Here is a 22,716-nt window from a genome sequence, read left to right on the forward strand (position 1 = left end):
CTGTTGATAAGTAGGCCGCCCGCGCAGCCCGTGCACCACAGTACACCGCACACGCGTTCGAGTCATATTCATTGCAGCGTGTCGAAAACGCCGCCTGAAGAAGAAACTCCGCCCCTGTGCGACTTCGGACGACGTCGCACAACCGACATTGCGAACGGGGTAAAGAACGTTAAGGCAAACGCCCGCGGTCGTCGGATGAGATCCGATGGAGAAACCTGTAGCTCTCGGGCAAGTCCATCGCCTGGCACACCGCGTTCCAAACGGCCTGCGGAGGTTGGCCCTCCCTTAATGCCTCGGCGGGACTCGCGCCGCCAAGCTCGCTCAGAAATAGGTCCTGGGCAAGACTGCGGCCTCTCCCGCGGGGAAAGGCCCAGTCCAGATTCGCCCAGAACTCAGATTCGCGCACTCTCCAGCTCTGATCGGACGAGCGATTCGGGGACCGAGTCGGGAACGCGCATCCGCGGGGGGACGCGGCCTTCGGCGAAATCGACGCGGTCCGCGACAAGGCGCAGGACGTGGCTCAGAGGCACGTTGAGGGCCTTGCAAATGGACGAAAGCAGCTCAGAAGAGGCCTCTTTCTGCCCGCGCTCAACCTCCGACAGGTACCCGAGCGAGACCCTCGCATCAGACGAGACTTCACGCAACGTCCGACCCTGGCGCTGCCTGTATTCACGCAGCACCTCGCCGAGTTCGCGACGCAAAAGCGCCTGCTCCGTAGGCACAGGGCGATTGGCGACTCGGGGCGCGCTCTCAAACTTCCGGTTGACGCCGGTACGTAGCTCCATGGTCATCACCTTCTTCAACGCGGTCGGTCACGAGTTTGTTCCCGCCTGGTTTTCGGAAAAGCGAGCTTCACCGTTCCTGAATACATTTTTACCAACCGATTCTGATCGTTACCTGAGAGTCATGCAAAGAAGTTCTGTCAGAAGGTCCACGGCCGCTTCGACGGCCTGGGCTCGGACGTCCGATCGGCCGCCGTGGAATCGGCAGAGGCGTGCGCGCTCGCCCAATTTTCCCGTGCACGCGACCCACACGGTTCCAGCCGCATGCCCGTCTGCCGGCCCCGGCCCGGCGACGCCGGTGGTGGCGAGGGCGACGTCGGCCCCCATAATTCGGCAGACGCCGCGCGCCATGTCGAGGGCGACTCGTTCTTCCACGGGCCCCTTCGTTCGCAGCAATTCGCCGTCGACTCCCAGAATCGAGGCTTTGAGATCCACCGCGTACGCTGTGACGGAGCCGCGAAGCACCGCGGACGCCCCCGGAATCTCGACGAAAGCCGAGCACAACGCTCCCCCGGTGAGCGATTCGGCGCAGGCGAGAGTCATCGACCGCTCGGCCATCTCGGCGATTGCGCTGCAAACCTTCTCGGCCGCTGCGCCGCGAGCTCCGGCGGGGGCCGGGCCATGATCCTCGGCGGGCATTTCGCAGCCAGACCCATCGTGCATTTCACACCGACGCTCGGCCTCACTCACCGCGCGCGATCTTTCTCGCCTCGGCGACGTACTCGACGGCAGAGGCGACCGAATAGTAAAGCGCCACGCCGATCATCGCGTAGCTGGTCCACAGCAGCCCCTTCGCGAGAGCCCCAGGGAGGAAAGAGGCCCAGGGAATGAGCAGGCCCGCGATTCCCATGGACTGGAAGAACATCTTGATCTTCCCTCCGCGCCCGGCCGCCATGACCTTCTTCTTGACGACCGTCATGCGCATGGCGGTGATGAACAGCTCTCGCCCGATCATGATCACAGTGATCCACCAGTAGAGACGCCCGTGCCACGACAGAAGTATGAGCGCACTGGAAATCAAGGCCTTGTCGGCGATGGAGTCGGCTATCTTCCCGAAGTCGGTCACCAAGTTTCGGCTGCGCGCCAGGTGCCCGTCGGCCTTGTCCGTGAAGGCGGCCGCGGCAAACACTGCCCAGGCGCACGCCGACCTCACGGGGGCGTCGTCCAAATAGACGACGACGAACGCCGGCACGAGCGCCAGCCTGATGACGGTCAGAACGTTGGCGATGTTCAGCAGCGGCGCTTTTGCCGCGTCCTCGCCGTGGCTATTACTCACGCAAGCAAGGATACCCGGGCTCTCGCCGCCGCGGGTATCCGATTGACGGTTTGGGCGCCGGGGCGGGCCGATGCCACGCTGCGTCTGCTTTCACTCCGGCAAACCATGGTTCTCCATGGGTATAGGTTCCCTTAACCGAATTCCCTTTCCGATGCGGCGAAGCGGCCACGATAGGATTCCTGTAAAAGGAAACTTTATGACTTCACGCATGCAAACTTTCTTAGGCCGAAAGTTCGTCGGCCTCAGTTTGGCGACGGCCGCCGTGACCGCCGGCGCCCTGGTCTTCGTGCCGGGATACGGGGCCTCCGGGGGCCCGAACGCCAAACCGTCCGCCTCTTCCCTGAGACGTCCCGCGGCGCCTTCAGGCTCGGCCAGCGGCTCGACGTCGACGAGGCCCACGGGGACGCAGAAGCCTCAATCCTCCACGCGCTTCACGATCGCCTCCGGCGGGGACATCCTCCTGCACCTGTCGGTCAACCATCACGCGAAAACGGCGGAGGGCTACGACTACACGAAGCTGCTCAAGGCAATCCAGCCGTGGATCGAGGGATCGGACCTGTCCCTGTGCGCATTGGAGGTTCCGATCGTCCCGCCGGGCGAAAAGCCGTCCAACTACCCCGCCTTCGGATCGCCGCCGCAAATCGCCGACTCCCTCAAAGCCATGGGGTGGGACGGCTGCGCGCTCGCGACCAACCACTCGATGGACCGCGGATTCAAAGGAGTCTCGTCGACAATCGACAATTTCGAGAGGGTCGGCCTCGGCCACGCCGGCACCGCGCGGACGCGGGACGAGTCCTCCAAGATCCAGTACTACACGGTGCGCTCCGGCGGGCGCGGCGTCGTCGTCGCCCATCTTTCGGCGACCACCTTGACGAACGGAGTTCCTTTTCCCAAGGGGAAGGAATGGTCCTGGAACGTCGTCGGCGATCAGGGGCGCAGGGCCGTCAAGGATCTCGTGGCGGACGCGAAACGCGCGCGAAAGGCCGGGGCGTCGATCGTCGTCGTCTCCATGCATTGGGGCGCCGAGTACGTCACACAGCCGATCGCCGAACAGAAGAAGATCGGCCGGGAGCTGGCCGATTCCGGGGAGATCGACCTCGTCTTCGGCAACCATTCGCACGTGGCCGAACCGGTGACCACCCTCAAGGGCGGACCCGACGGCCGCGGAATGCCGGTCGTGTGGTCGATGGGCAACACCATTTCAGGCCAGCTCGTCGAGAACCACGGCTACGGCGTGGTGACGGGGCTGATGACGACGGCGACGGTCGAGGTCCCCGCGAAAGGAAAGCCCCGCGTCACCGGCCTCGAATGGACGACTCTGGCCCAGGATCAGCGGACGTTCAGGGTCTTCCCCTTGGCCGAGCTCAAGAAGGGCGCGCGGCCGCAGGGCATGACCCTCAGCCGGGCGGAGATTGAGGCGCGGGAGAAAACCATCTACCCCGTCATGGCGACGGGCAGCCAGAGCGAACGCACTGAGGCGCCGAAGCCTCAGGGGCAGCTGGTCGGCAACAAGAGAAAGTGAGCAGGCGCCGCCGTGTCGGCGGCGCACCCGAGCCTTTTCGCCCTCCCGCTGACGGCGAGGCGGCGCCCAACGCCTTCCGGCTGTGCTGCCTTCCCGCCGTCTTCTCACCTTCCCGTCAGCTGCCAGGCGTCCTCGCCGTCTTCCCCGTAGGGGTCGTCTTCGTCGTCGTGCCAGTTCTCGGCCTCGGGGACGCCGTGCCCCTCGGGAACCGCGTCGGACTGTCCGCCTTCGGCGGCGTCCGCCCGCTCGGCGGGGGCGTCGTCGTCGAAGATGCTCTGGCGCTCGCCGCGCAGCATCGCGAGCGCGTTGTCGAGGTACTCGGGCGAAACGAGGACGTCGCGGGCTTTCGACCCTTCGGACGGGCCGACGATTTCGTACTGCTCGAGGAGGTCCATCATGCGCCCGGCCTTAGCGAACCCGATGCGCAGCTTGCGTTGGAGCATGGACGTCGAACCGAACTGGCTCGCGACCACGAGGTCGGCCGCCTGGAGAAGGATCTCCAGGTCTTCGCCGATCTCCTCCCGCTGCTTCTTGGCTTCCTGAACCTCTTCGAAGTCGTCGCGGTAGCGCGGCGAGAGCTGGGCCTTGACGTGGTCGACGACCCGCTCGATCTCCTCCTCGTCCACCCACGCGCCCTGGAGGCGAATGGGCTTCGAGGCGCCCGCCGGCATAAAGAGCGCGTCGCCCTGGCCGATGAGCTTTTCCGCCCCCGACTGGTCGAGTATCGTCCGGGAGTCCGCGAGCGCCGAGGTCATGAATGCCAGGCGCGAGGGAATGTTCGCCTTGATGAGGCCGGTGACGACGTCCACCGAGGGGCGCTGCGTGGCGAGCACGAGGTGGATTCCGGCGGCGCGCGCCAGCTGCGTGATGCGCTGGATCGAGGCTTCGACGTCGCGCGGAGCGACCATCATGAGGTCGGCAAGCTCGTCGACCACGACCAGAAGATACGGGTAGGGCGCGAGCTTCCGGTTGGGGTCGTGGGACTGGACGGTTCCGGCTTTGACGGCCTCGTTGAAGTCGACGATGTTCTTGAAATGGTAGGCCGCCATGTCGTCGTAGCGGGCGTCCATCTCCTTGACCACCCATTCGAGGGCTTCGGCCGCTTTCTTCGGATTCGTGATGATCGGCGTGATCAGATGAGGAATGCCGGCGTAGATCGTGAGCTCGACGCGCTTAGGGTCGACGAGGATCATACGCACCTGGTCCGGCGTGGCGCGCATCATGACCGACGTGATCATCGAGTTGATGAAGGAGGACTTGCCGGCGCCCGTGGCGCCGGCGACGAGCAGGTGCGGCATCTTGGCGAGGTTTGCGACGACGAACTGGCCGCGGACGTTCTTGCCGACGCCCACGGTCAGCGGATGGTCTGCCTTCTGGGCCACCGGGGAGCGCAGAACGTCGCCGAGCAGAACCGTTTCGCGGTCGACGTTCGGAATCTCGATGCCGATGGCGGACTTGCCGGGGATCGGCGAAAGGATCCGGACGTCCGCGGAGGCGACGGCGTAGGCGATGTTGTTCGACAGCGCGGTGATGCGCTCGACCTTCACCCCCGGGCCGAGCTCGACTTCGTACTGGGTGACCGTGGGGCCGCGGGAGAAGCCGACGACCTGCGCGTCGATGCCGAAGTCGGTGAAAACCTGCGTCAGCTGGGCCACGACCCGCTCGTTGGCCTCCGTGCGCTCCTTTCCTGGAGGGCCGGCTTTCAGGTCGCCGAGCGACGGGAGCTGGTAGACGATGGAGGGGTCGAGCGTGAGCTGCTGACCGGGAGTCGGTTCGAGCGAGATGTCGGGGGCGGGAAGCGAGGGCGGCTCCGTGCCGTCGATCGGCTTTTGCGGGCTCGAGACGACGGGCTTGATGACCTCTGTGGCGCCTGCTCCGCCCTTCGCCTTGGCCTTGCCGCGGCCCGCGCCGGGAAGGACCTCCGTCGCGTCGCCGCCAGGCAGAACCTCCGTGGGCGGAACCTGGCCGTCGTCGGCCTTCTTTTTCCGCGAGAAAAGCCTCGAGGGCCTGGGCGACTCTTCGACGGCCGCCGCCTGCTCGTAGGGAACCGACGCCGAGACGCCGCGATTGGCCGGGGCGTCCTCTTCGTCGTCGGGCTCGTCCCTCAGACGCTCCCTTATCATTCCGTAAAGCTCGCGAACGGTCGTGTTCGTCATGTACAAAACGGCGAAGACGATGAGCAGAAGAAGAAGCGGGACAGCCCCATAAGGCGAGAGGAGTTTGCCGAGGGCGCCCCCGGTAGCCAGGCCGATGAGGCCTCCCGCGCCCTCGACGCCGGAGAAATCCTCGAAAGGATTGATCGGATCGACGGCGATGTGGGCGAGTCCGGCCACGCCGAAGACGAGCATTCCCATGCCGATGGCGAATCGCCGGTTGGTATCCCGCGTCGAGGCGCGGAAAAACTTGACGGCCGCGGCGATGAGAAGGAGCGGGACGACGACGGACAGCACCCCGACGACGCCCGCGGTGAGATGGTGGATGAGCCCGCCGAGCGCGCCGGAGAGGCCGAACCACTCGCGCAGGGCGACGATCACGGCGATGCCGAGGAGGAGGAATGCGACGCCGTCGCGGCGCACTCCCGTCAGCCGGGGCTCGGCATTGTCAGCCTCGGCCTTCTGCTGCTTCTGCGGCTGCTTGGACGCGGGGGCCTTCTGAGGCTTCTTCTTCGCGGGGTTGTTTGGAACTCTGGGACTCACAGTGGCAACACTAATCCTTCACCCGATTGAACCTGAATTCTAACGCGCGAGCGCTGTGCCACAGCCGATCGCGCCCGGCCTGGGAGCGGCCATCCGGCCGCCTTTCCCGCGCAGGTCGCCCGCTCGCGCCCGCCGGCCGCCCGGGCTTCGACCCGTGCGCGACCATCGGCTCACACCTCCACGACCGTCGGGATGATGATCGGGGCCCGCCGGAGCTTCCTCGAGATCCACCGGCCGATCACGCGGCGCATCGCCTGCTGCATCTGGTAGGTGTCGGCCCCGTTTTCCAAAGATTCGCGCAGCGCGTCCGCGACGTCGGGAAGTATCTCGTCGAAGACCGAATCGTCCTCGGCAACGGCGCGGGCTTGGATGTGGGGGCCCGTGACGATCTCCTTCTCCTTCGTCTCCACCGCGGCGAATATCGCGACGAAGCCCTCCTCGGCCAAGATCCTGCGGTCCTTGAGCTCCTCTTCGGTGATGTCGCCGATGGACGAGCCGTCAACGTAGATGTTGTGGCAGGGCACTTGGCCGACGACGCTCACTTCGGCGTCGTGCATGTCGATGACCGAGCCGTTCTCGGCGAGGATGACGTTCTGCGGGGGGACCCCGGTCTTGACGGCGATCCCTCCGTTGGCGACCTGATGGCGCACCTCGCCGTGGATCGGCATGGCGTAGGCGGGTTCGAGGATGTTGTAGCAGTAGAGGAGCTCGCCGGCGGCGGCGTGGCCGGAGACGTGGACGCGGGCGTTGCCCTGATGGACCACCTTCGCCCCGAGCTTCATGAGGTTGTTGATGAGGCGGTAGACGGAGTTTTCGTTTCCGGGGATGAGCGAGGAGGCGAACAGGACGGTGTCGCCGGGCCCGGCGCCCACCTTCGGGTGCGACTTCGAGGCGATGCGCGAAAGCACGGCCATCGGCTCTCCCTGCGATCCGGTGGACATGAAGACCCGCTCGTTTTCGGGAAGCGACGGCATGTCCGCGAGGTCGACTAGCACGCCCTCGGGGATGTCGAGGTACCCGAGCTCGGCGGCGATCCCCATGTTGCGGATCATCGAGCGCCCGACGAAGGCCACGCGGCGCCCGTGCGCGTGGGCCGCGTTGAGGACCTGCTGGACTCTATGGACGTGCGAGGAGAAGGAGGCGACGATTATCTGGCCGGTCGCCCTGGCGAAGACGTCGTCGATGACGGGGCCGATTTCGGACTCCGACGGCACGAAGCCCGGCACCTCGGCGTTGGTCGAGTCGCACATGAAGAGATCGACTCCCTCTTCCCCGGCGCGGGCGAAGGCGCGAAGGTCGGTGAGCCTGCCGTCCAAGGGCAGCTGGTCCATCTTGAAGTCGCCGGTTATGAGGATGTTCCCCTGATCGGTGCGGACGAACACCGCGAGGGCGTCGGGGATCGAATGGTTGACGGAGATGAACTCCATCTCGAAGGGGCCGATCTTCTCAACGTCTCCCTCGGCGACGACGCGCGAATTCGCCTTGATTCGATGTTCTGCGAGCTTCGCCTCGACGAAGGAGATCGTCAGGCGGCTTCCGACCAGCAGGATGTCGGGTCGAAGCTTGAGCAGGTACGGCACCGCCCCGATGTGGTCCTCATGCCCGTGTGTGAGGACGATGGCCTCGATGTCTTCGACCCTGTCGCGCAGATAGTCGATGTCGGGCAGGATGAGGTCGACGCCGGGCTGCCGCTCTTCGGGAAAGAGGACGCCGCAATCGACGACGACGATTTTGCCCCCGTATTCGAGGACGTTGCAATTGCGACCGACCTCGCCAAGCCCTCCCAAGGGGACGATGCGAACGGTGTCGGCCGACAGATCCGGTGGGGTTCTAAGGTTGCTCACATCAACATTGTCGCACGTATGACAGGGGAGCCAATCGACGATCCTCGGCGGAGGGCCTTGCAAAGCGGCCCGACGCAGCGGCCGAACGGCCCGCCCGAAGGCCTACATGAGGCCTTCGGCTCGGAGCACGGCCGCGAGTTCGGCGATCTGCGACGTCGAAGCCCCCACCAGGGGAAGCCGAAGCGTCGCGCTGGGAAGGGCTCCCAGGAGTTTGAGCGCCTCCTTGGCCATGACGGCGCCTTGACCGCCGCCCATGATCGCCTCGACGATCGGGCGCTGCTTCGCAGCCTCGGCGCGGGCCGCGGGAAGGTCGCCGGCGTCTATCTCGGTCACGAGCGCGCGCAGGCCGGAGCCGATCACGTGCCCGGCGACGGATATGACGCCCGAGGCTCCGTGGGCGAGCCAGGCGAAGTTGAGCGAGTCGTCGCCCGAGTAGTATTCCAAGCCTGTGCGCTCCATCTTGATGAAGCCGGAGGCGACGTCGCCGGTGGCGTCCTTGACGCCGATGATCCGGGGATGCTCGGCGAGCCGCAGAAGCGTCGCGGTGTCAAGCTTGACCCCCGTGCGGCCGGGTATGTCGTAGAGCATGACGGGAAGGTCGCTTGCCTCAGTGACTGCCAGAATGTGTTGGTACACGCCCTCCTGCGAGGGCCGGTTGTAATACGGCGGAAGAACGAGCAGGGCCTCGGCCCCGTTTGCCTGCGCCCCCCTGGCGATTCTCACGGCGTGGGCCGTGTCGTTGGAGCCGGCGCCGGCCATGACCTTGGCCCCGCGCCCCTTGAGGGAGGCGACGACTTCTCGGGTGAGGTCGTCCTTTTCGGGCTGATGCGTGGTGGGCGACTCCCCCGTCGTCCCCGACAGCAGGATGAGGTCGCAGCCGTCGTCGACCAGCTTGTTGGCCAAGGCGACGGCGGAATCGACGTCGAGGGAACCGTCTTCGAAGAAGGGCGTCACCATTGCGACGCCGACCGAACCGAATGTGCGCTTGGGTAGACTCGTCTCGCTCATGCCAACGAAGGTATCAGCTTCTTGCGGCGCCCATTCTGGACTTCCGTCATTCGACGCGGAAAATGTGGCGCGGCGGACAGGCCTCTTCGAATGCGTCACGTACGTGAACTATCACACCGCACTCTAAGTGTGAAATCGGAGGCGGGGAAGGTCTCCCCCACCCGAACATAGGCGCATTCATGCTTCGTGAGCTATCTTATTCCCTGCAAACCCACACAATAGAAGGAGTCTCAATGACCTTGCAAGTCGAGCCGGACCAGCTTTACAATGAGGCTTCCAAATCAGAGACGCTCGCCGACGAGGCTCCCAGTCTGCGAGTGCAGACAATCGCCGACGAAATCAAGCGGGAGATTACCGGCGGGACCTCGGGGGCAGCGGCGCTGTCCGCAGCCGAATACTTAGACAAAGCGCTTTGCGTTTCGGAGGAAGACCTTCACGAATACGCCGGCAGCTTGAGGGATTCCGCCATCCTCGTCCAAGAGCAGGACCAGAGCGGCTGCCAAGACTTCTCGCAGCTCGAGTCCGCCGTCGCCGCGGAAATGGGGAACGACCCGACCGGCACCGTCATCACGCCTTCGCTGGATTCCGCGCCAACCGAACGCACGCAGGAGACCGGCCGGGCCGGGACATACTACCGCACGCCGCACTCCGAAGGGACAGGAAACACATTCGCCACCGCCGCACGCGGGCTCACCACCGGCCTCGGCTCCGCCGTCGACGCCGCAGGCGGCGGCGTCAAAACCGTCGGGTCCGGCATAGGATCCCTTATGACCGGCGCAGGGCAGGGAGTTTCCGCCACCGGGTCCGCGTTTGACCACGCCATGGGCGCCGCCGGGCAGGAAGCCCGCAATGCGGGCGCGGCGGCCAATCACGGCCTCGACCAAACGGGAAACGCCATCGCTTCGTTCATGGACCACAGCGGAGACGGCTTCCAGTCTGCAAGCGAACAAACCGGCAACGCTATGAGGCAAGTTTCGCATCAAGCTGGGGACGGTCTGCGAGGCCTTCCCTTCGGAGGGTTCGCGGGAGACGCCGTCGAAGGCGCGGGAAACCTCGCCGCATCCGGCTATGACGCCTTGGGAAACGCTGGAAACGCGGTCATGGACGCAGCGGGCCAGGGAATCGACCAAGCGATGGACACAGGCGGCAACGCCATGCAATTCATGACGGACACCGCTTCAAACGCTTGGGAAGGCGTCGGCCACATGGCCCACGGCGCAGCCGACGCAACCGGGCAGGCCTTCGACGCAGCGGGGAAGGGCGTCGAAGCCGCGTCCAACACGGTCGGAAACGCCGTGAGCGCAGCCGGCAACGGAATCAAGGACACGGCCGACGCGGTGGGCGAAGGGGCACGCAAGGTAGGCGAAACCATCGGAGACCTCTTCGGCCGATAGGCCAGCGCCGCCCCGCGGCCCTTGACGGCGTCCGCCCGAAACGCGCGACACATCTGGCGGCCGCCGATTCGAGGACTCGTGCGGCCAATGGCCCTCTTGCAAACAGCCTCCGGCCGCCGCAACTCAAACCTCGCGCATCAAACACGTTCAACACTTTCAAAGGCAGGAAACCATGCAGTGGAGCGATATCAAGGACTGGGAGGCTTCGACTCTTTCCGACGAGTACGACGCGCTTTCCAGCAAGGAGCGCAAAGCCGACGATTGGGGGCACGAGGTCATCTCGCTCAACGACAACGTGACCTGGGAGGGCGATGCCCGCAACGCCGCCGAGAAACGCCTCCAACAGATCGAGAAGGGCATCGCGACCTACGTCGTCGGCGTGCGTGCAATGAAGGATGCGACGTCGTCCATGCAGGACTCGATGAGAGAGGTCAACGGGATCGTCACGGACGCCACGACTCAGGCGAAGAACAACGGGTTCAGCATCGCCGACGACGGCACCGTGACCGACGACAATCCCATTTCCTGGACGGAGGTCACGGTCGACGGCGTCGTCTCATACATCGTCGGCGGAGGGATGGGCGGGTTGGCGGGCTCGATGTTCGGCCCCGTGGGAATGGCTGTCGGGGGCATCTTGGGGGGCCCCACGGTGAGTTCCGCCGTCCTGGCCGACATAGTCGCGACCCGCGAGACGTCGCTGAAGCAGTGCGCGGACAAGGTCAACGACGCCGTAGAGAAGGCTGTGGCCGCCGACCAGGCGTATGCCGACGCGCTCAACAAAATTGCCCTCGGCCAGGTCGAACCGGGCGACAAGAGCCTCAGTGAAATTCTGGACGGCCCGCTTCCCATGCCGACGAATCGGCAGGACTCCCAGGCGGTCGCGGCCTGGTGGGACTCGCTCACGCCGGAACAGCAACAAGAGCTCATTGACAACGACTGCGAGAAGCCGCCCTCGGAGAGGATAGGAAACATGGACGGCGTCGACGGATGGGCTCGGGACGCCGCCAATAGGAAGAGCTTGGACCACGACATCGACTCTCTAGCGGAGAAGAGCAGCGCTGGTCTCACCGACGAAGAGCAGAAGAAATACGACGAGCTCAAGGCGCTGAGGGACGCGGCGGCGACAAGCGACTACCAGCCCAAGAAGCAGCTGCTTCTCTACGACCCCGTCGAGCCCGGAGAGGATCAAGACCAGCTGCACGCCGCGGTTTCCGTGGGCGACGTCGACACGGCTGAGAATGTCGCCGTTCAAACGGGCGGCCTCGACACGTCCGTTGGAAGCAGCGTAAAGGAGTACACGCACAACATGGAGAACATCGCCAACTCCGCCGGCGGCAACACGGCGATGGTGACGTACTTCGGATACGACACGCCGCACATCAACTCCGGCGACCCGGATCAGAGGGACCTTTCCGTCACGAACACCGACCGCGCCGCCGCCGGCGGGCAGAATCTTGCCAATTTCCTCGAAGGCCTGCACGATTCTCGCCAGGGCGAGGGAGAGGCCGGGGATCCGAGGCTAACGGCCATCGGCCACTCGTATGGCTCGACGACCACCGGCTACGCGCTGACCCAGGTCCGCGACGGGGTGGTCGACGCAGCGGTCTTCTACGGTTCGCCAGGCATCCCTGCAACGGACGTCTCCGAACTCAACGTGCCCTCCGACAGCGTCTACGCAATAAGGAACGAGGGGGACGCCATCAACGGGGTTCCCAACGGCGGTCTCGTTGCCAACCGACCCGGTTACCTCCCCGGGTTCAATATGACGGAAACCACCGATCCGATGGATATGGACGGAATACAGCATCTGCGGACAAACCAGTACGCTCCAGGGTGGAAGGACCCGGTCGCATCCCACACAAATTACTTCGACAACAACGATTACAACGGCAAGTATGACGAAATCCACGGCGCCCACCCCGATTGGACAAGGGAGCAGGTCATGGAGGAGTTGAGGTCTCAGATGGCCGACGTTCCCAACAGCCAGCAGGATGTGGCGGCAGTCGTCAACGGGACGTACAGCGGCTGAGGACCTGCGACTCGCAGGTCCATGGGGGCCTGTGGGAACCGGGACTTCAAAGCCCTTGGAAACCCCGGAGCCCACAACCTCGCCAAAGGCGGAGCCTCACAGCCCCATGATCGAGTCGAGGCCCCAGGTCAGGCCGCCTCGGCCTCGCACGGAGCGGACCGCCAGGAGCACGCCCGGCATGAAACTCGACCGGTCGAACGAATCCTGTCGGATGACGAGCTGCTCGCCCGGATTGCCGAGCATCACCTGCTCGTGGGCGTTGAGCCCGCGCAGCCGCACAGCGTGGACATTGACGCCGTCGATCCGCGCCCCCCTGGCGCCGTCGGGGTCGGTCTGCGTGGCGTCCGGGCCTGCGGGGACTCCGGCCTCGGCGCGCGCCTTGGCGATCCGCGAGGCGGTGGATATCGCCGTGCCGGACGGGGCGTCCACCTTGTTCGGATGGTGCATTTCGAGGACCTCGACCGATTCGAAATAGGGCGCGGCCTTCTCCGCGAAACTCATGACCAACACGGCCGAGAGCGCGTAGTTCGGCGCAATGACCGCGCTGCGGCCGAGCCTTTCGGCGGTCTCACGCACCCGGCCCAAGGATTCCTCGGTCCACCCGGTAGTTCCGACGACGGCGTCGGCCCCGGCCTCCAAAATGGCCAGGGTGTTTGCCTCGGAGGCCGAGGGCACGGAAAATTCGACGGCGACGTCGGCCCCACCGAGGCTCTCCGACAAGATCGGGTCTCCGGCGTCGAGCCTGGCAGTCAGCTCCATGTCCTCGGCGGCCTCGACCGCCTCGCATACGGTCGCGCCCATGCGCCCGGCGGCGCCCACTACTGCAACTTTGATAGTCATGGCCTCAAGCCTAATCCGTCGCAGTTCCTTTCGCCGACCGGCTCGTCGAGGAAAGCGGACGAATGCGTGCGTCCCGGGCCCGGACGAATGCGCACGTCCCGGGCCGTGGGGAGCCATAACCTTCGGCGCTCTTGACTTCCGTTGCACACGAACCGCGCTATAAGAATGCGAAAGGAGGATGCCGATGATTCCATTTTTCTTTTGACAAGGGCAGCCACACACAGAGTATCTCAGTGTCTTATGCGATGTAGAAACGCTTGAAGGCAGAGGAAATAAAACAATCAGAATATCGATGCAGTATTTAGGAATGAAATGGCAGACACTTTAGTGATCGATCTCGACAGCCTCGTCTGCGCCAAGGACAATGCAAGGCCAGAGGGCAAGTCGACCAAATCAAGGGCTCGGTCCCTTTGGCAACCGTTGCCACGGCCATGCCTTCGGCAAGCGCGGGAGGAGCGGCTGCGTCTGCGGGTTCGCACATCGACGGGCTCGCAAAGAGGATCACGGACTCGCTCGAAACCTTCTCCACGGCCCTCCAGGACGCGACGAACCAATGCAAATCCACGGATCAACACGCCTCGGTGGATTTCAGTCGGTTCTCAACAAAGATATCGGGAAGGCTCGAGTGATGGTCGATTGGCAAAATGTCACAGCCTGGGATGCCTCCATCTTGGACACCGTCGTGGACAACCTCATCGCCGAACGCAAAAATGCTACACCGCGGGCGAGTCGATTCAAGACATCGACAAAGACGTCACGTGGGCAGGCGAAGGGGCGACGGCGCCACGCCCGAACAGGTCTCCGACTGGTGGAGCAGATTGGCGGAAGGCGAACGTCAAAGGCACGTCGATCGTTTCACCAAACCCGAGGCGCCGAACGACGAGAGCATCCGCGAGCAGGCGCGGAAATTCGTCAGTCTCGACGGGATCGAAGGCTGGGCTCGCGACAACGTCAACCGCTCGCTCCTCGAGTGGGACATAGAGGATACGAAACGCCAAAGAGACGCGCTGCCGGGAAACAAAGGCCCAGGAGAGGAGTACGCCGCTGAAGGCCAAGCAAGAAATCACGAACGGGCACGCTTGCGCGAGCGCCTGGAGGAGTTGGAGAAGCTGCGCGGCCAATTGGGCGCTGAAGAGGGCAAGCCTCCCAAACAGCCGCTCCTCTACGATCCGGCGACGGGGCAGCGGCGAAACCTACAACGTGCCGGAAGGCCACACCTACGCCATGCGCCACCGAACCGATTTTGTAAAGGACTTTAGGAACGACACCGAGTTCTTCGAAGGCTTGGGAGAAGATCCGATGAAGGACCCGAACATCAAGCACCTCTCCGGTTATTCGCCGACGGAAGAAAAGTCACTGGACATTTTCGGGATGAAGTTCCCACTGGGCTTCGGAGCCGGGACGCATACCGAGTACATGAACGACGGCACGCAGTCGCAGGACCAGCTGGCCGACGTCGTCGTCGGAAAGGCGGGGTGATGCGGCAGCTCAAAGACGGGGACCCGGCTGAGTGGCGAAAATGAAGTCTGTGCCCGCGCAATCCTCGCGTCACTGGGAGGGGCCGACGGTCACGCGAGAGCGCTGCGCGCGGGCGAGCTCGGCGGCGACGGCTGCGACGTCGTCGGCGGAGACCTCCCGCGAACGGCGCAGGGCCTCCTGCCGGGAAATGAGGGATCCGCGGACGATTTCGGCCTGGCCGAGCTGATTCATCCGCGAGCCGACTGACTCTGAGCTGAAGGCGTGGTCGGCGCGGGCGCGCCTGTAGGCGGTCTCAAGCTCCATCTTCGTGACGGATTCGCCGGCGATCGCCTCCAGGCACCCCTCCATGATCTCCGCGACGTCTTTCGCCGACTCCGGAGAGCACCCCGCGTACAGGCCGAAAAGGCCGCCCTCGTGGTACAGGCCGGGAAAAGAGTAGGTCGAGTAGGCGAGGCCGCGCTTTTCGCGCACCTCCTGAAAAAGACGGGACGAGGTGCCGCCTCCGAGAATCGTCGACAGCGTGTACAGGGCGTATCGGCGTTCGTCTTCGTCGGTCATCGCGGGCATGCCGACGACGACGGCGCTCTGCTCGACGGGGCGTTCGATCGAGAGGTCCCGGCCCTCCGGGTACTCGATGGGCGCGCGTCGCCGACGCTCAGCCGGCGCGGCTCCTTCGCGAAGGTCCCATCCGGCTCGGCGCAGCGACGCCTCGACCGTGGCGCACAGCGCCTCGTGGTCGGCCTTCCCGGCGGCCGTGACCACCAGCTCCTCGGGCCGATAGTTCTGCTTGTAGTGGCTCGTGAGATTCGCGTGATCAAGCCCGAGGACGCTCTCGGAGGTTCCGCCGATCGGCCGGCCCAGCGGATGCCCGCCCATGACGAGGGAGGCGATTTGCTCATGGGCGACCTCGGAGGCGTCGTCGGCGTACATCGCGAGTTCCTCAAGGATGACGCCCCGCTCCATCTCCATGTCTGCTTCCGCAAGAGCCGAGGAGGCAACCATGTCCGCGAGCAGATCGACGGCGTCCGCGAGGTCCTCCTCCACGACGTGCCCGTAATAATAGGTCAGCTGCTTGCCCGTGCCGGCGTTGAAATTGCCGCCGAGGAAGTCGATGCGGTCGGCGAGCTGCTTCGCGCTGCGCGAAGCCGTGCCCTTGAAAAGAAGATGCTCGAGGAAGTGCGTGGAGCCGAGCGTCCCCTCGTTTTCATCGGCGGACCCCGCCCCGACCCAGAAGCCGACGGAGACGGTGTGCGCGTTCTCGACGCGTTCGGTCAGCACCCGAACCCCGCTCGGAAGCACCGAGCGGCGGATGAGGGCGCCGTCGTCCGTGAGAGACATGTCATGCGGACCGGGGCAAATGGGAAGGTCGACGGTGGAAAACTCAGTCACCCGTCAAGGTTAACCGACCCTGCCATCGATGCGAAGCCGAGCGCACCCGCTTATACGAAGCCGAGCATACACGCCTACGCCAAGCCAAGCACACGCGCCTACGCCAAGCCAAGCACACGCGTCTATGCGAAGCCGAGCGCAGGCAATCGGCCCAAACCGGATTTCGACCCGCCCGCGAAGGCCCCTTAAATCGCCCGGCGTGCTGAATCGGCCGAGGATCCGGGTCCCGGATCGCGCGGCGTCAAGAATGGGCCGACGGCGCGGCCCTGCATAGAAAGGGCGGCCCCACAGGGGCCGCCCTTTTGCGTCTGTCGCCGTTCGAACTGTTGCTGCCGGAACAGGTGCCGCCCGAGCGGCCGCCGCGTCACTCGGTCGAACCGGAGCTCTCGCTGGAGCGGCGGCGCTGGCGCGGCGCCCGGCGCGATCCGCGCTCGCGGCGGGCGGGACGCTCCGCCTCTTCCTGCTCGGCCGGGGCCTCGGGCTCCTCCTCGACGACGGCGTGGAGCGAGACCTTTCCGCGAGGATCGATCTCGGCGATCTCGACCTCGACTTTGTCGCCGACGTTGAGGACGTCCTCGACGTTCTCAACGCGTTTGCCGCCGACGATTCGGCGAATCTGCGAGATGTGGAGAAGGCCGTCGCGCCCTGGGGCGAGGGAGACGAAGGCGCCGAAGGTCGTCGTCTTGACGACTGTGCCGACGAAGCGCTCGCCGACCTCGGGCATCTGCGGGTTGGCGATGGCGTTGACCGCTTGACGGGCAGCCTCGGCGGACGGGCCGTCGGTTGCGCCGATGAAGACGGTGCCGTCGTCCTCGATCGAGATCTCGGCACCCGTGTCTTCCTGAATCTGGTTGATCATCTTGCCCTTGGGGCCGATGACCTCGCCGATCTTGTCGACCGGGATCTTGACGGTGATGATGCGCGGCGCGGTGGCTGCCATCTCGTCGGGCCCGTCGATCGCCTCGGTGATGAGGTCGAGGATCGCGAAGCGGGCGTCGCGGGCCTGGCCGAGGGCGGCGTCGAGAACCGCGGCGGGAATGCCGTCGAGCTTCGTGTCCAGCTGGAGGGCCGTGACGTACTCGCGGGTTCCGGCGACCTTGAAGTCCATGTCGCCCAGCGCGTCCTCGGCGCCGAGGATGTCGGTGAGGGTGCAGTACTTCGTCTCGCCGTCGATCGTAGCGGAGACGAGGCCCATGGCGATTCCGGCGACGGGCGCCTTAAGCGGGACGCCCGCGTTGTAAAGCGAAAGGGTCGATGCGCACACCGAGCCCATCGACGACGAGCCGTTGGAGCCCATCGTCTCGGAAACCTGGCGAATCGCGTACGGGAACTCCTCGCGGCCGGGAAGCTGGGATTCGAGGGCGATCTCGGCGAGGTGTCCGTGGCCGATCTCGCGGCGCTTGGGCGAGCCGACGCGGCCCGTCTCCCCCGTCGAGTACGGCGGGAAGTTGTAATGGTGGATGTAGCGCCGCGACGTCGCCGGGGAAAGGTTGTCGAGCTGCTGCTCCATCTTCAGCATGTTGAGGGTGGTCACCCCGAGGATCTGGGTCTCGCCGCGCTGGAACAGCGCCGAGCCGTGGACGCGGGGAAGGACCCCCGCCTCAGCCGTGATCGTGCGGATCTCGACGGGCGTGCGTCCGTCCATGCGAACGCCCTCCGTGAGCACGTGATGGCGCATGGTCTTCTTGAACGCGGCGTTGACGGCGGCCGCAATCGCCGCTTCCTCCTCGGGAAACGCCTCCGCGAGCTCTTCGACGACGGACTCCGTCAGCTCGTTGAGAGCCTCGTCGCGCTCGGCCTTCGCCACGATGCCGAGGATCGGCGCGAAGCGGCCGCCGATTTTCTCTTCGACGGCCTCGTACTGCTCGTCCGTGTAATCCGGGAAGAACGGGAAATCGCCGACGGGCTTTCCGCACTCCTCCACGAGCTTGGACTGCGCCTCGCACAGCGTGCGGATGACGGGTTTGGCCGCCTCCATGCCCGCTGCCACCTCGGCCTCGGTCGGCTTGGCGCCGCCGGCCTTGATGACGGCGTCCGCGTGTTCGGGGGCCTGCGCCTCGACCATCATGATGGCGACGTCGTCGCCCACGACGCGGCCGGCGATCGCCATGGAGAACGTGGCCCGCTTGAGCTCACTCCACCGCGGAAAGGCAACCCATTGCCCGTCGATGAGGGCCATGCGGGTTCCGCCGATCGGGCCCGAGAAGGGAAGCCCCGCGAGAGAGGTCGCCATGGAGGCGGCGTTGATGGCGAGGACGTCGTAGGCCTCGTCCGGGTTGATCGTCATGACCGTGGCGACCACCTGGACCTCGTTGCGCATGCCTTTCTTGAAGGCGGGGCGCAGCGGCCGATCGATGAGCCGGGCGGCGAGGATGGCCTCGGTTCCGGGGCGCCCTTCGCGGCGGAAGAAGGAGCCGGGAATGCGCCCGGCGGCGTAGGAGCGTTCTTCGACGTCGACCGTCAGGGGGAAGAAGTCGAAATGTTCTTTCGGGGCTTTCGAGGCAGTGGTCGCCGCGAAAACCGTGGTGTCATCGTCAAGGTAGGCGAGCGCCGATCCGTTGGCCTGGCGGGCGAGAAGGCCCGTTTCAAAACGAATGGTGCGGGTTCCGAACGAGCCGTTGTCGATGACGGCGTTCGAAGAGTGGACGTCGGGTCCCTCCATGGAATGTCTCCTTATTTTCTGTCTCTCTCCCCGACACGGCCATCAGTGACAACTCACGGAACCTTCCGGAAGCTCCCACCGAAGACCGGGCACTGGGGATCTCTTTATCAACGAAATGCGGCCCGGACTGTTCCATCCGGGCCGCCCCATGTCACCGGCGAAGGCCGAGACGAGCGATCAGTGAGCGGTAGCGCTCGATGTCCTCTTCGGCAAGGTACGCCAGAAGCCGCTTGCGCTGGCCGATGAGAAGCATGAGGCCTCGCCGCGAATGGTGATCGTGCTTGTGGGTGCGAAAATGCTCGGTCAACTCCTTGATGCGGGCCGAGAGCAAAGCAACCTGAACCTCCGGGGAACCGGTGTCGCCCTCATGGGTCGCGTACTCGGCGATGATCTGCTTCTTCTGTTCCGGCTTGAGGGCCATGATTCTCCTTTTCGTTCCGTTGCACGGAGCTCCGGGGCATGTTCTCCCGAGCTATGACGCTTCCGTGGCCGATCTGACGGCCTTTTAAGTTTACCAGCAAGCACAAACGAAGGTTGACTTTCCTGTGTGAGCTTGCATACCGGGTTTCCACGAGCTTGCGTGCCGGGAGCGGCCGGGCGCCGCCGGCGTCGTCCCAGGCGGCGCCGTGCCCCGGGCGGCGTCCCCTCGGGTCACACGGCGGTGACCGACGCTGGATCGACCCTTCCCGCCGTCGGAACGCCCAGAATCTCGGCCGTGTTGCGCAGATCCTCGTCCATCTGGCCGAGGAGGCCCTCGAGGGAGTCGAAAGAAAGCATGGGCCTGAGGTACTCGACGAAGTCCACGGCTATCGACTCTCCGTAGAGGTTGAGGTCCGACCTGCCGAGGACGTGGACCTCGACCGTCCGCTCGGTTCCCTCGAAATGCGGATTCGTCCCCACCGATATCGCCGCGGGGAGGTACTCCGCGGCGCAGGAGCCCTCGACCGAGCGCACGAGCCATCCCGCGTACACGCCGTCCGCTGGCACTTCGCCGAGGTCGTCGCCCGCGAGATTGGCCGTGGGAAAGCCGATGGCCCGCCCACGCTGGAATCCGTGGACGACCTCGCCGCGGATTCGATGGCGACGCCCAAGGACCCGGGCGGCCCCCGCGACGTCGCCGGCGGCGAGAAGCTCGCGCACCCAAGTCGAGGACCACCTGCGTCCCTCCGGCGCGGCGAGATCGGACACAAGCGTCACATCGACGCCTTTTTCCTCTCCCAGTTCGGCGAGCACAGCGCCGTCGCCTTCATTGCGGAATCCGAATCTGACGTCCTCGCCGACGACCACGACGCGCGCCCGCAGCTCGCCCACAAGCTGATTTTCGAAGAATTCGCGGGGCGTCGCGCGGGCGTAGTCGAGGGTGTACCTCTGGACGTAGACGGCGTCGATTCCCGCCGCAGCGAGACGATCGATCCGGTCTTCCAGGGTCGAGACGAGATGCACGTTCTGGGCCGAATGCACGGAGGCGGGATGCGGGTCGAACGTGAGCGCCACGGAGACGAAGCCGCGTTCCCTCGCCTGCCGAACCGTCTCCCGCAGCACCGCGCGGTGGCCCTTGTGCACGCCGTCGAAGACCCCTATCGTCACCGCCGTGCCGACAAGGCCGCTCGGAATGTCCTCAGGTTTGCGCCATACGTCGATGCTCACGCCGGCAACCCGCGAAGGCCGAGGTCGCGCCGCCCCTCCGAAAGGTCGACGATCCGCTCGTCGACGACGGGCCTTTCGCCCGTGCCTCCTCCGCAGCCGCAGGCTCCGTCTCCCCCGCATCCGCATCCTCCGTGCCCGCCGCAGCCGCATTCGGACGTCGGTTCAACAGAAGCCGGGGGCTCAGCAGTGTGCCCGCGGACTATCGCGGCGGCGACGGCGGCGGCATCGACCGCGCTGCCCCCGCATCCGCAATGAGAGTGGTTAGCGTTAGTCATGAGATATAGGTTAATGCTCAGCACCGACGCCGGGCACATCGACGCGGGAGCCGAGCATGTCGACGCGGGTACAGGGCAGAAAAATCGCCTTCCGATCTGGACGACGTCGACGATCGCGAGAAGCCGTCGGGGCGGCGAAAGATTGATGCCGGCCCAACGTACTCCGTACACGAGCCGACGCCTGCACGGGGCAGAGAGGTCACTCTTCCGAAGCGAGCGTCAAAAGCAGGTCGGGTTTGACCCTCCCGCCTCTGCGGCTGACGAGGGCAACAGGCGTTCCGTCGCTCCACGCCACCGCGACGGCGGATCCCGATCCGCGTCCGTCGGGTCCGGAACCTGGGGCGTCGCGGCCCGCCGCGCTCGGAGCGAGAGCGGCGGAGGCTGCGGCTTTCGCGCCGAGGAAGTCGAAGGGCGAATCTGTGAAACGCCCCATGCGCAGGTCGCGCGCCGCCTGCTCCGACACCTCCAGAGCAGGGAACATCGCGCGGCACAGGTCCGCCAAGGTGTGGACGGGCATCTGTCCGTCGGCCTCGACCGCGTCGGCGCATTCGCGCACGCTCACGGCCTCGCCGACATCCCAGGGGCCGACTCGCGTGCGCCTGAGAGACGTCAGGTGCGCGCCGAATCCGAGAGCCTCCCCCAGATCGCGCGCCAGCGCTCGCACGTAGGTTCCCGCGCCGCACACAACGCGCACGTCCAAATCGAAGACGGGCGCCCCGCAGGCCTCGGCGAATCGGGGGCCGCCGACCGCTTCGAAGACATCGACGCGAATCGGCCGGGCGTCGAGGACCACCTCGCGCCCCTCGCGAACCAGATCGTAGGCTCTGCGGCCTTCGACTTTCAGAGCGCTCACCGAGCTTGGAACCTGAAGGACTTCGCCGGTCAGGTCCGCCATCGCGCGGGCGAGCTCCGCGGCGTCCGCCTCCCGCGCGCCCCTCGCCCGCACGAGTTCGCCCTGCGCGTCCTCGGTGGACGTTTCAATCCCGAAACGAATCGTCGCCTCGTACTCTTTGGCGGTTCCCGTGACGTAGCGCAGCAGCTTCGTGGCGCGCCCTAGGCCGATGCAGAGAACGCCCGTGGCCATCGGGTCGAGGGTTCCGGCATGCCCGACCTTCTTCGTTCCCGCCAGCCGCCGGACGGCGCCGACGACGTCGTGGCTCGTGACGCCGGGATCCTTGTCGATGACCGCAAGGCCGTCTCCCGGGAAGCTCCCGCGGGGAATCTCGCCCCACGGCATGACTCGCCGCGGGGCGCTCCGAGGCTCAGGCCTCATCCACGCCCTCGGCTTGGTCGTTCTCGGACGATTCGAAGGAGGCCTCGAAGGCTTCGCCGCTCTCGAGCGCGTCGCCGTCTGAGGCATCGTCGCCGTCGGCCGAGGCTTCGTCGGCGGCCTCGCCCTCCTCAACGTCGCGGGGCTTCTTGTACGGATCGGCGTCCCCGGCGGGCGCAGCGCCTTCCGCCGACTTGGCGATCTCGGCGTCCCTGTGCCGGGCTGCCGCGAGCGCGTCCTCGAGGGAGCGGGCCGTCTCCGGCAGGGCGTCGGCAGTGAACTCGATCGTCGGCGTCAGGCGCAGGCCCAACTGCCTGCCGACGTGCGAGCGAATATTGCCCTTGGCCCGGTTGAGGGCTCGGCCGGCGTCCCTGAGCTTCCTCTCATCGCCATAGGCGGTGTAGAAGACCGTGGCGTGCTGAAGGTCGCCGGTGACGCGGACGTCCGTGACGGTCACGAGCTCCAGGCGGGGATCCTTCAATCGGTTTGTCACCAAAGACGCGACTATCTCGTGGATGCGCTCGGCGACTCTGTTGGCGCGTGGATTGGGCATCTGGCACTCCTTTTCGGCGGATGGGCTTCGACCGGCCGCTGGGCTTCGAC

21 protein-coding genes are annotated in these 22,716 nt (G+C 65.6%); 6 read left to right on the forward strand and 15 right to left on the reverse strand.

The features are described 5' to 3' along the window. Nucleotides 1–169 precede the first annotated feature (169 nt). The 4 genes from A4H34_RS09485 to pgsA all read right to left on the reverse strand — a co-directional run bounded on the left by A4H34_RS09485 (nucleotide 170) and on the right by pgsA (nucleotide 2,058). Nucleotides 170–406, reverse strand: a complete 237-nt coding sequence (locus A4H34_RS09485; protein ID WP_064231930.1) for a DUF3046 domain-containing protein — start codon at nucleotides 404–406, stop codon at nucleotides 170–172. Further along, nucleotides 393–791 carry a helix-turn-helix domain-containing protein gene (locus tag A4H34_RS09490; protein ID WP_009199827.1) on the reverse strand — a complete coding sequence of 133 codons (399 nt, stop codon included), beginning with the start codon at nucleotides 789–791 and terminating at the stop codon, nucleotides 393–395. The genes A4H34_RS09485 and A4H34_RS09490 overlap by 14 nt, the downstream gene beginning before the upstream one ends. A gap of 102 nt (nucleotides 792–893) precedes the next feature. Beyond that, nucleotides 894–1,421 (reverse strand): CinA family protein, encoded by a 528-nt coding sequence (locus A4H34_RS09495; RefSeq protein WP_064231931.1) that lies wholly within the window; start codon nucleotides 1,419–1,421, stop codon nucleotides 894–896. A gap of 43 nt (nucleotides 1,422–1,464) precedes the next feature. After that, the gene (gene pgsA, locus A4H34_RS09500) at nucleotides 1,465–2,058 is read right to left on the reverse strand and encodes a CDP-diacylglycerol--glycerol-3-phosphate 3-phosphatidyltransferase (RefSeq protein ID WP_064231932.1); all 594 of its coding nucleotides are present in this window, start codon (nucleotides 2,056–2,058) and stop codon (nucleotides 1,465–1,467) included. A gap of 196 nt (nucleotides 2,059–2,254) precedes the next feature. Here pgsA and A4H34_RS09505 point away from each other — a divergent pair, with 196 nt between their 5' ends. Beyond that, a complete protein-coding gene (locus A4H34_RS09505) occupies nucleotides 2,255–3,580 on the forward strand; it encodes a CapA family protein (RefSeq protein ID WP_231871025.1) in 1,326 nt (441 codons plus the stop codon). Nucleotides 3,581–3,684: 104 nt separating this feature from the next. Here the strand turns inward: A4H34_RS09505 and A4H34_RS09510 are convergent, their stop codons facing one another. The 3 genes from A4H34_RS09510 to dapA all read right to left on the reverse strand — a co-directional run bounded on the left by A4H34_RS09510 (nucleotide 3,685) and on the right by dapA (nucleotide 9,128). Beyond that, nucleotides 3,685–6,276: an FtsK/SpoIIIE family DNA translocase gene (locus A4H34_RS09510; RefSeq protein WP_064231934.1), complete on the reverse strand. Its 2,592-nt coding sequence runs from the start codon at nucleotides 6,274–6,276 to the stop codon at nucleotides 3,685–3,687. A gap of 170 nt (nucleotides 6,277–6,446) precedes the next feature. Beyond that, nucleotides 6,447–8,120 carry a ribonuclease J gene (locus A4H34_RS09515; protein ID WP_009199833.1) on the reverse strand — a complete coding sequence of 558 codons (1,674 nt, stop codon included), beginning with the start codon at nucleotides 8,118–8,120 and terminating at the stop codon, nucleotides 6,447–6,449. 102 nt (nucleotides 8,121–8,222) lie between these two features. Continuing rightward, nucleotides 8,223–9,128, reverse strand: coding sequence for a 4-hydroxy-tetrahydrodipicolinate synthase (gene dapA, locus A4H34_RS09520; RefSeq protein WP_064231935.1), 906 nt, complete (start codon nucleotides 9,126–9,128; stop codon nucleotides 8,223–8,225). 233 nt (nucleotides 9,129–9,361) lie between these two features. Between dapA and A4H34_RS09525 the strand changes: the two genes are divergently transcribed. Both A4H34_RS09525 and A4H34_RS09530 read left to right on the forward strand, forming a co-directional pair. Further along, nucleotides 9,362–10,522: a hypothetical protein gene (locus tag A4H34_RS09525; RefSeq protein ID WP_064231936.1), complete on the forward strand. Its 1,161-nt coding sequence runs from the start codon at nucleotides 9,362–9,364 to the stop codon at nucleotides 10,520–10,522. Between the two features lie 172 nt (nucleotides 10,523–10,694). Beyond that, on the forward strand, nucleotides 10,695–12,551 hold the full coding sequence (locus A4H34_RS09530) for an alpha/beta hydrolase (protein WP_064231937.1): 1,857 nt from the start codon (nucleotides 10,695–10,697) through the stop codon (nucleotides 12,549–12,551). Between the two features lie 96 nt (nucleotides 12,552–12,647). On the opposite strand, the gene dapB is transcribed toward A4H34_RS09530, so the two are convergent. Further along, on the reverse strand, nucleotides 12,648–13,391 hold the full coding sequence (gene dapB, locus A4H34_RS09535; protein WP_064231938.1) for a 4-hydroxy-tetrahydrodipicolinate reductase: 744 nt from the start codon (nucleotides 13,389–13,391) through the stop codon (nucleotides 12,648–12,650). Nucleotides 13,392–13,801: 410 nt separating this feature from the next. On the opposite strand from dapB, the gene A4H34_RS09540 reads away from it, so the two are divergent. The 3 genes from A4H34_RS09540 (at nucleotide 13,802) to A4H34_RS09550 (ending at nucleotide 14,870) form a co-directional block, all read left to right on the forward strand. After that, entirely contained in the window at nucleotides 13,802–14,020 is a 219-nt protein-coding gene (locus tag A4H34_RS09540; protein ID WP_156510317.1) for a hypothetical protein, read from the forward strand. Between the two features lie 189 nt (nucleotides 14,021–14,209). Continuing rightward, complete coding sequence (locus A4H34_RS09545; RefSeq protein ID WP_156510318.1) at nucleotides 14,210–14,650, forward strand: hypothetical protein; 441 nt, start codon at nucleotides 14,210–14,212, stop codon at nucleotides 14,648–14,650. Between the two features lie 40 nt (nucleotides 14,651–14,690). Continuing rightward, complete coding sequence (locus A4H34_RS09550) at nucleotides 14,691–14,870, forward strand: hypothetical protein (protein WP_064231941.1); 180 nt, start codon at nucleotides 14,691–14,693, stop codon at nucleotides 14,868–14,870. Nucleotides 14,871–14,939: 69 nt separating this feature from the next. Here A4H34_RS09550 and A4H34_RS09555 read toward each other — a convergent pair whose 3' ends face one another. The 7 genes from A4H34_RS09555 to rbfA all read right to left on the reverse strand — a co-directional run bounded on the left by A4H34_RS09555 (nucleotide 14,940) and on the right by rbfA (nucleotide 22,666). Next, complete coding sequence (locus A4H34_RS09555; RefSeq protein WP_064232058.1) at nucleotides 14,940–16,208, reverse strand: M16 family metallopeptidase; 1,269 nt, start codon at nucleotides 16,206–16,208, stop codon at nucleotides 14,940–14,942. 415 nt (nucleotides 16,209–16,623) lie between these two features. Beyond that, nucleotides 16,624–18,921, reverse strand: a complete 2,298-nt coding sequence (locus A4H34_RS09560) for a polyribonucleotide nucleotidyltransferase (protein ID WP_064231942.1) — start codon at nucleotides 18,919–18,921, stop codon at nucleotides 16,624–16,626. 151 nt (nucleotides 18,922–19,072) lie between these two features. After that, nucleotides 19,073–19,342, reverse strand: a complete 270-nt coding sequence (gene rpsO, locus A4H34_RS09565) for a 30S ribosomal protein S15 (protein WP_009199845.1) — start codon at nucleotides 19,340–19,342, stop codon at nucleotides 19,073–19,075. A 230-nt stretch (nucleotides 19,343–19,572) separates the two neighbouring features. Continuing rightward, nucleotides 19,573–20,562: a bifunctional riboflavin kinase/FAD synthetase gene (locus A4H34_RS09570; protein ID WP_064232059.1), complete on the reverse strand. Its 990-nt coding sequence runs from the start codon at nucleotides 20,560–20,562 to the stop codon at nucleotides 19,573–19,575. Nucleotides 20,563–20,564: 2 nt separating this feature from the next. Then, nucleotides 20,565–20,843 carry a hypothetical protein gene (locus A4H34_RS11095; protein WP_156510319.1) on the reverse strand — a complete coding sequence of 93 codons (279 nt, stop codon included), beginning with the start codon at nucleotides 20,841–20,843 and terminating at the stop codon, nucleotides 20,565–20,567. A 199-nt stretch (nucleotides 20,844–21,042) separates the two neighbouring features. Continuing rightward, nucleotides 21,043–22,116: a tRNA pseudouridine(55) synthase TruB gene (gene truB, locus A4H34_RS09580; protein ID WP_231871027.1), complete on the reverse strand. Its 1,074-nt coding sequence runs from the start codon at nucleotides 22,114–22,116 to the stop codon at nucleotides 21,043–21,045. Further along, nucleotides 22,106–22,666, reverse strand: a complete 561-nt coding sequence (gene rbfA, locus A4H34_RS09585; protein ID WP_064231945.1) for a 30S ribosome-binding factor RbfA — start codon at nucleotides 22,664–22,666, stop codon at nucleotides 22,106–22,108. The genes truB and rbfA overlap by 11 nt, the downstream gene beginning before the upstream one ends. Between the last annotated feature and the right edge of the window lie 50 nt (nucleotides 22,667–22,716).

Origin of the sequence: Peptidiphaga gingivicola, assembly GCF_001652275.1 — a bacterium.
GTDB lineage: Bacteria > Actinomycetota > Actinomycetes > Actinomycetales > Actinomycetaceae > Peptidiphaga > Peptidiphaga gingivicola.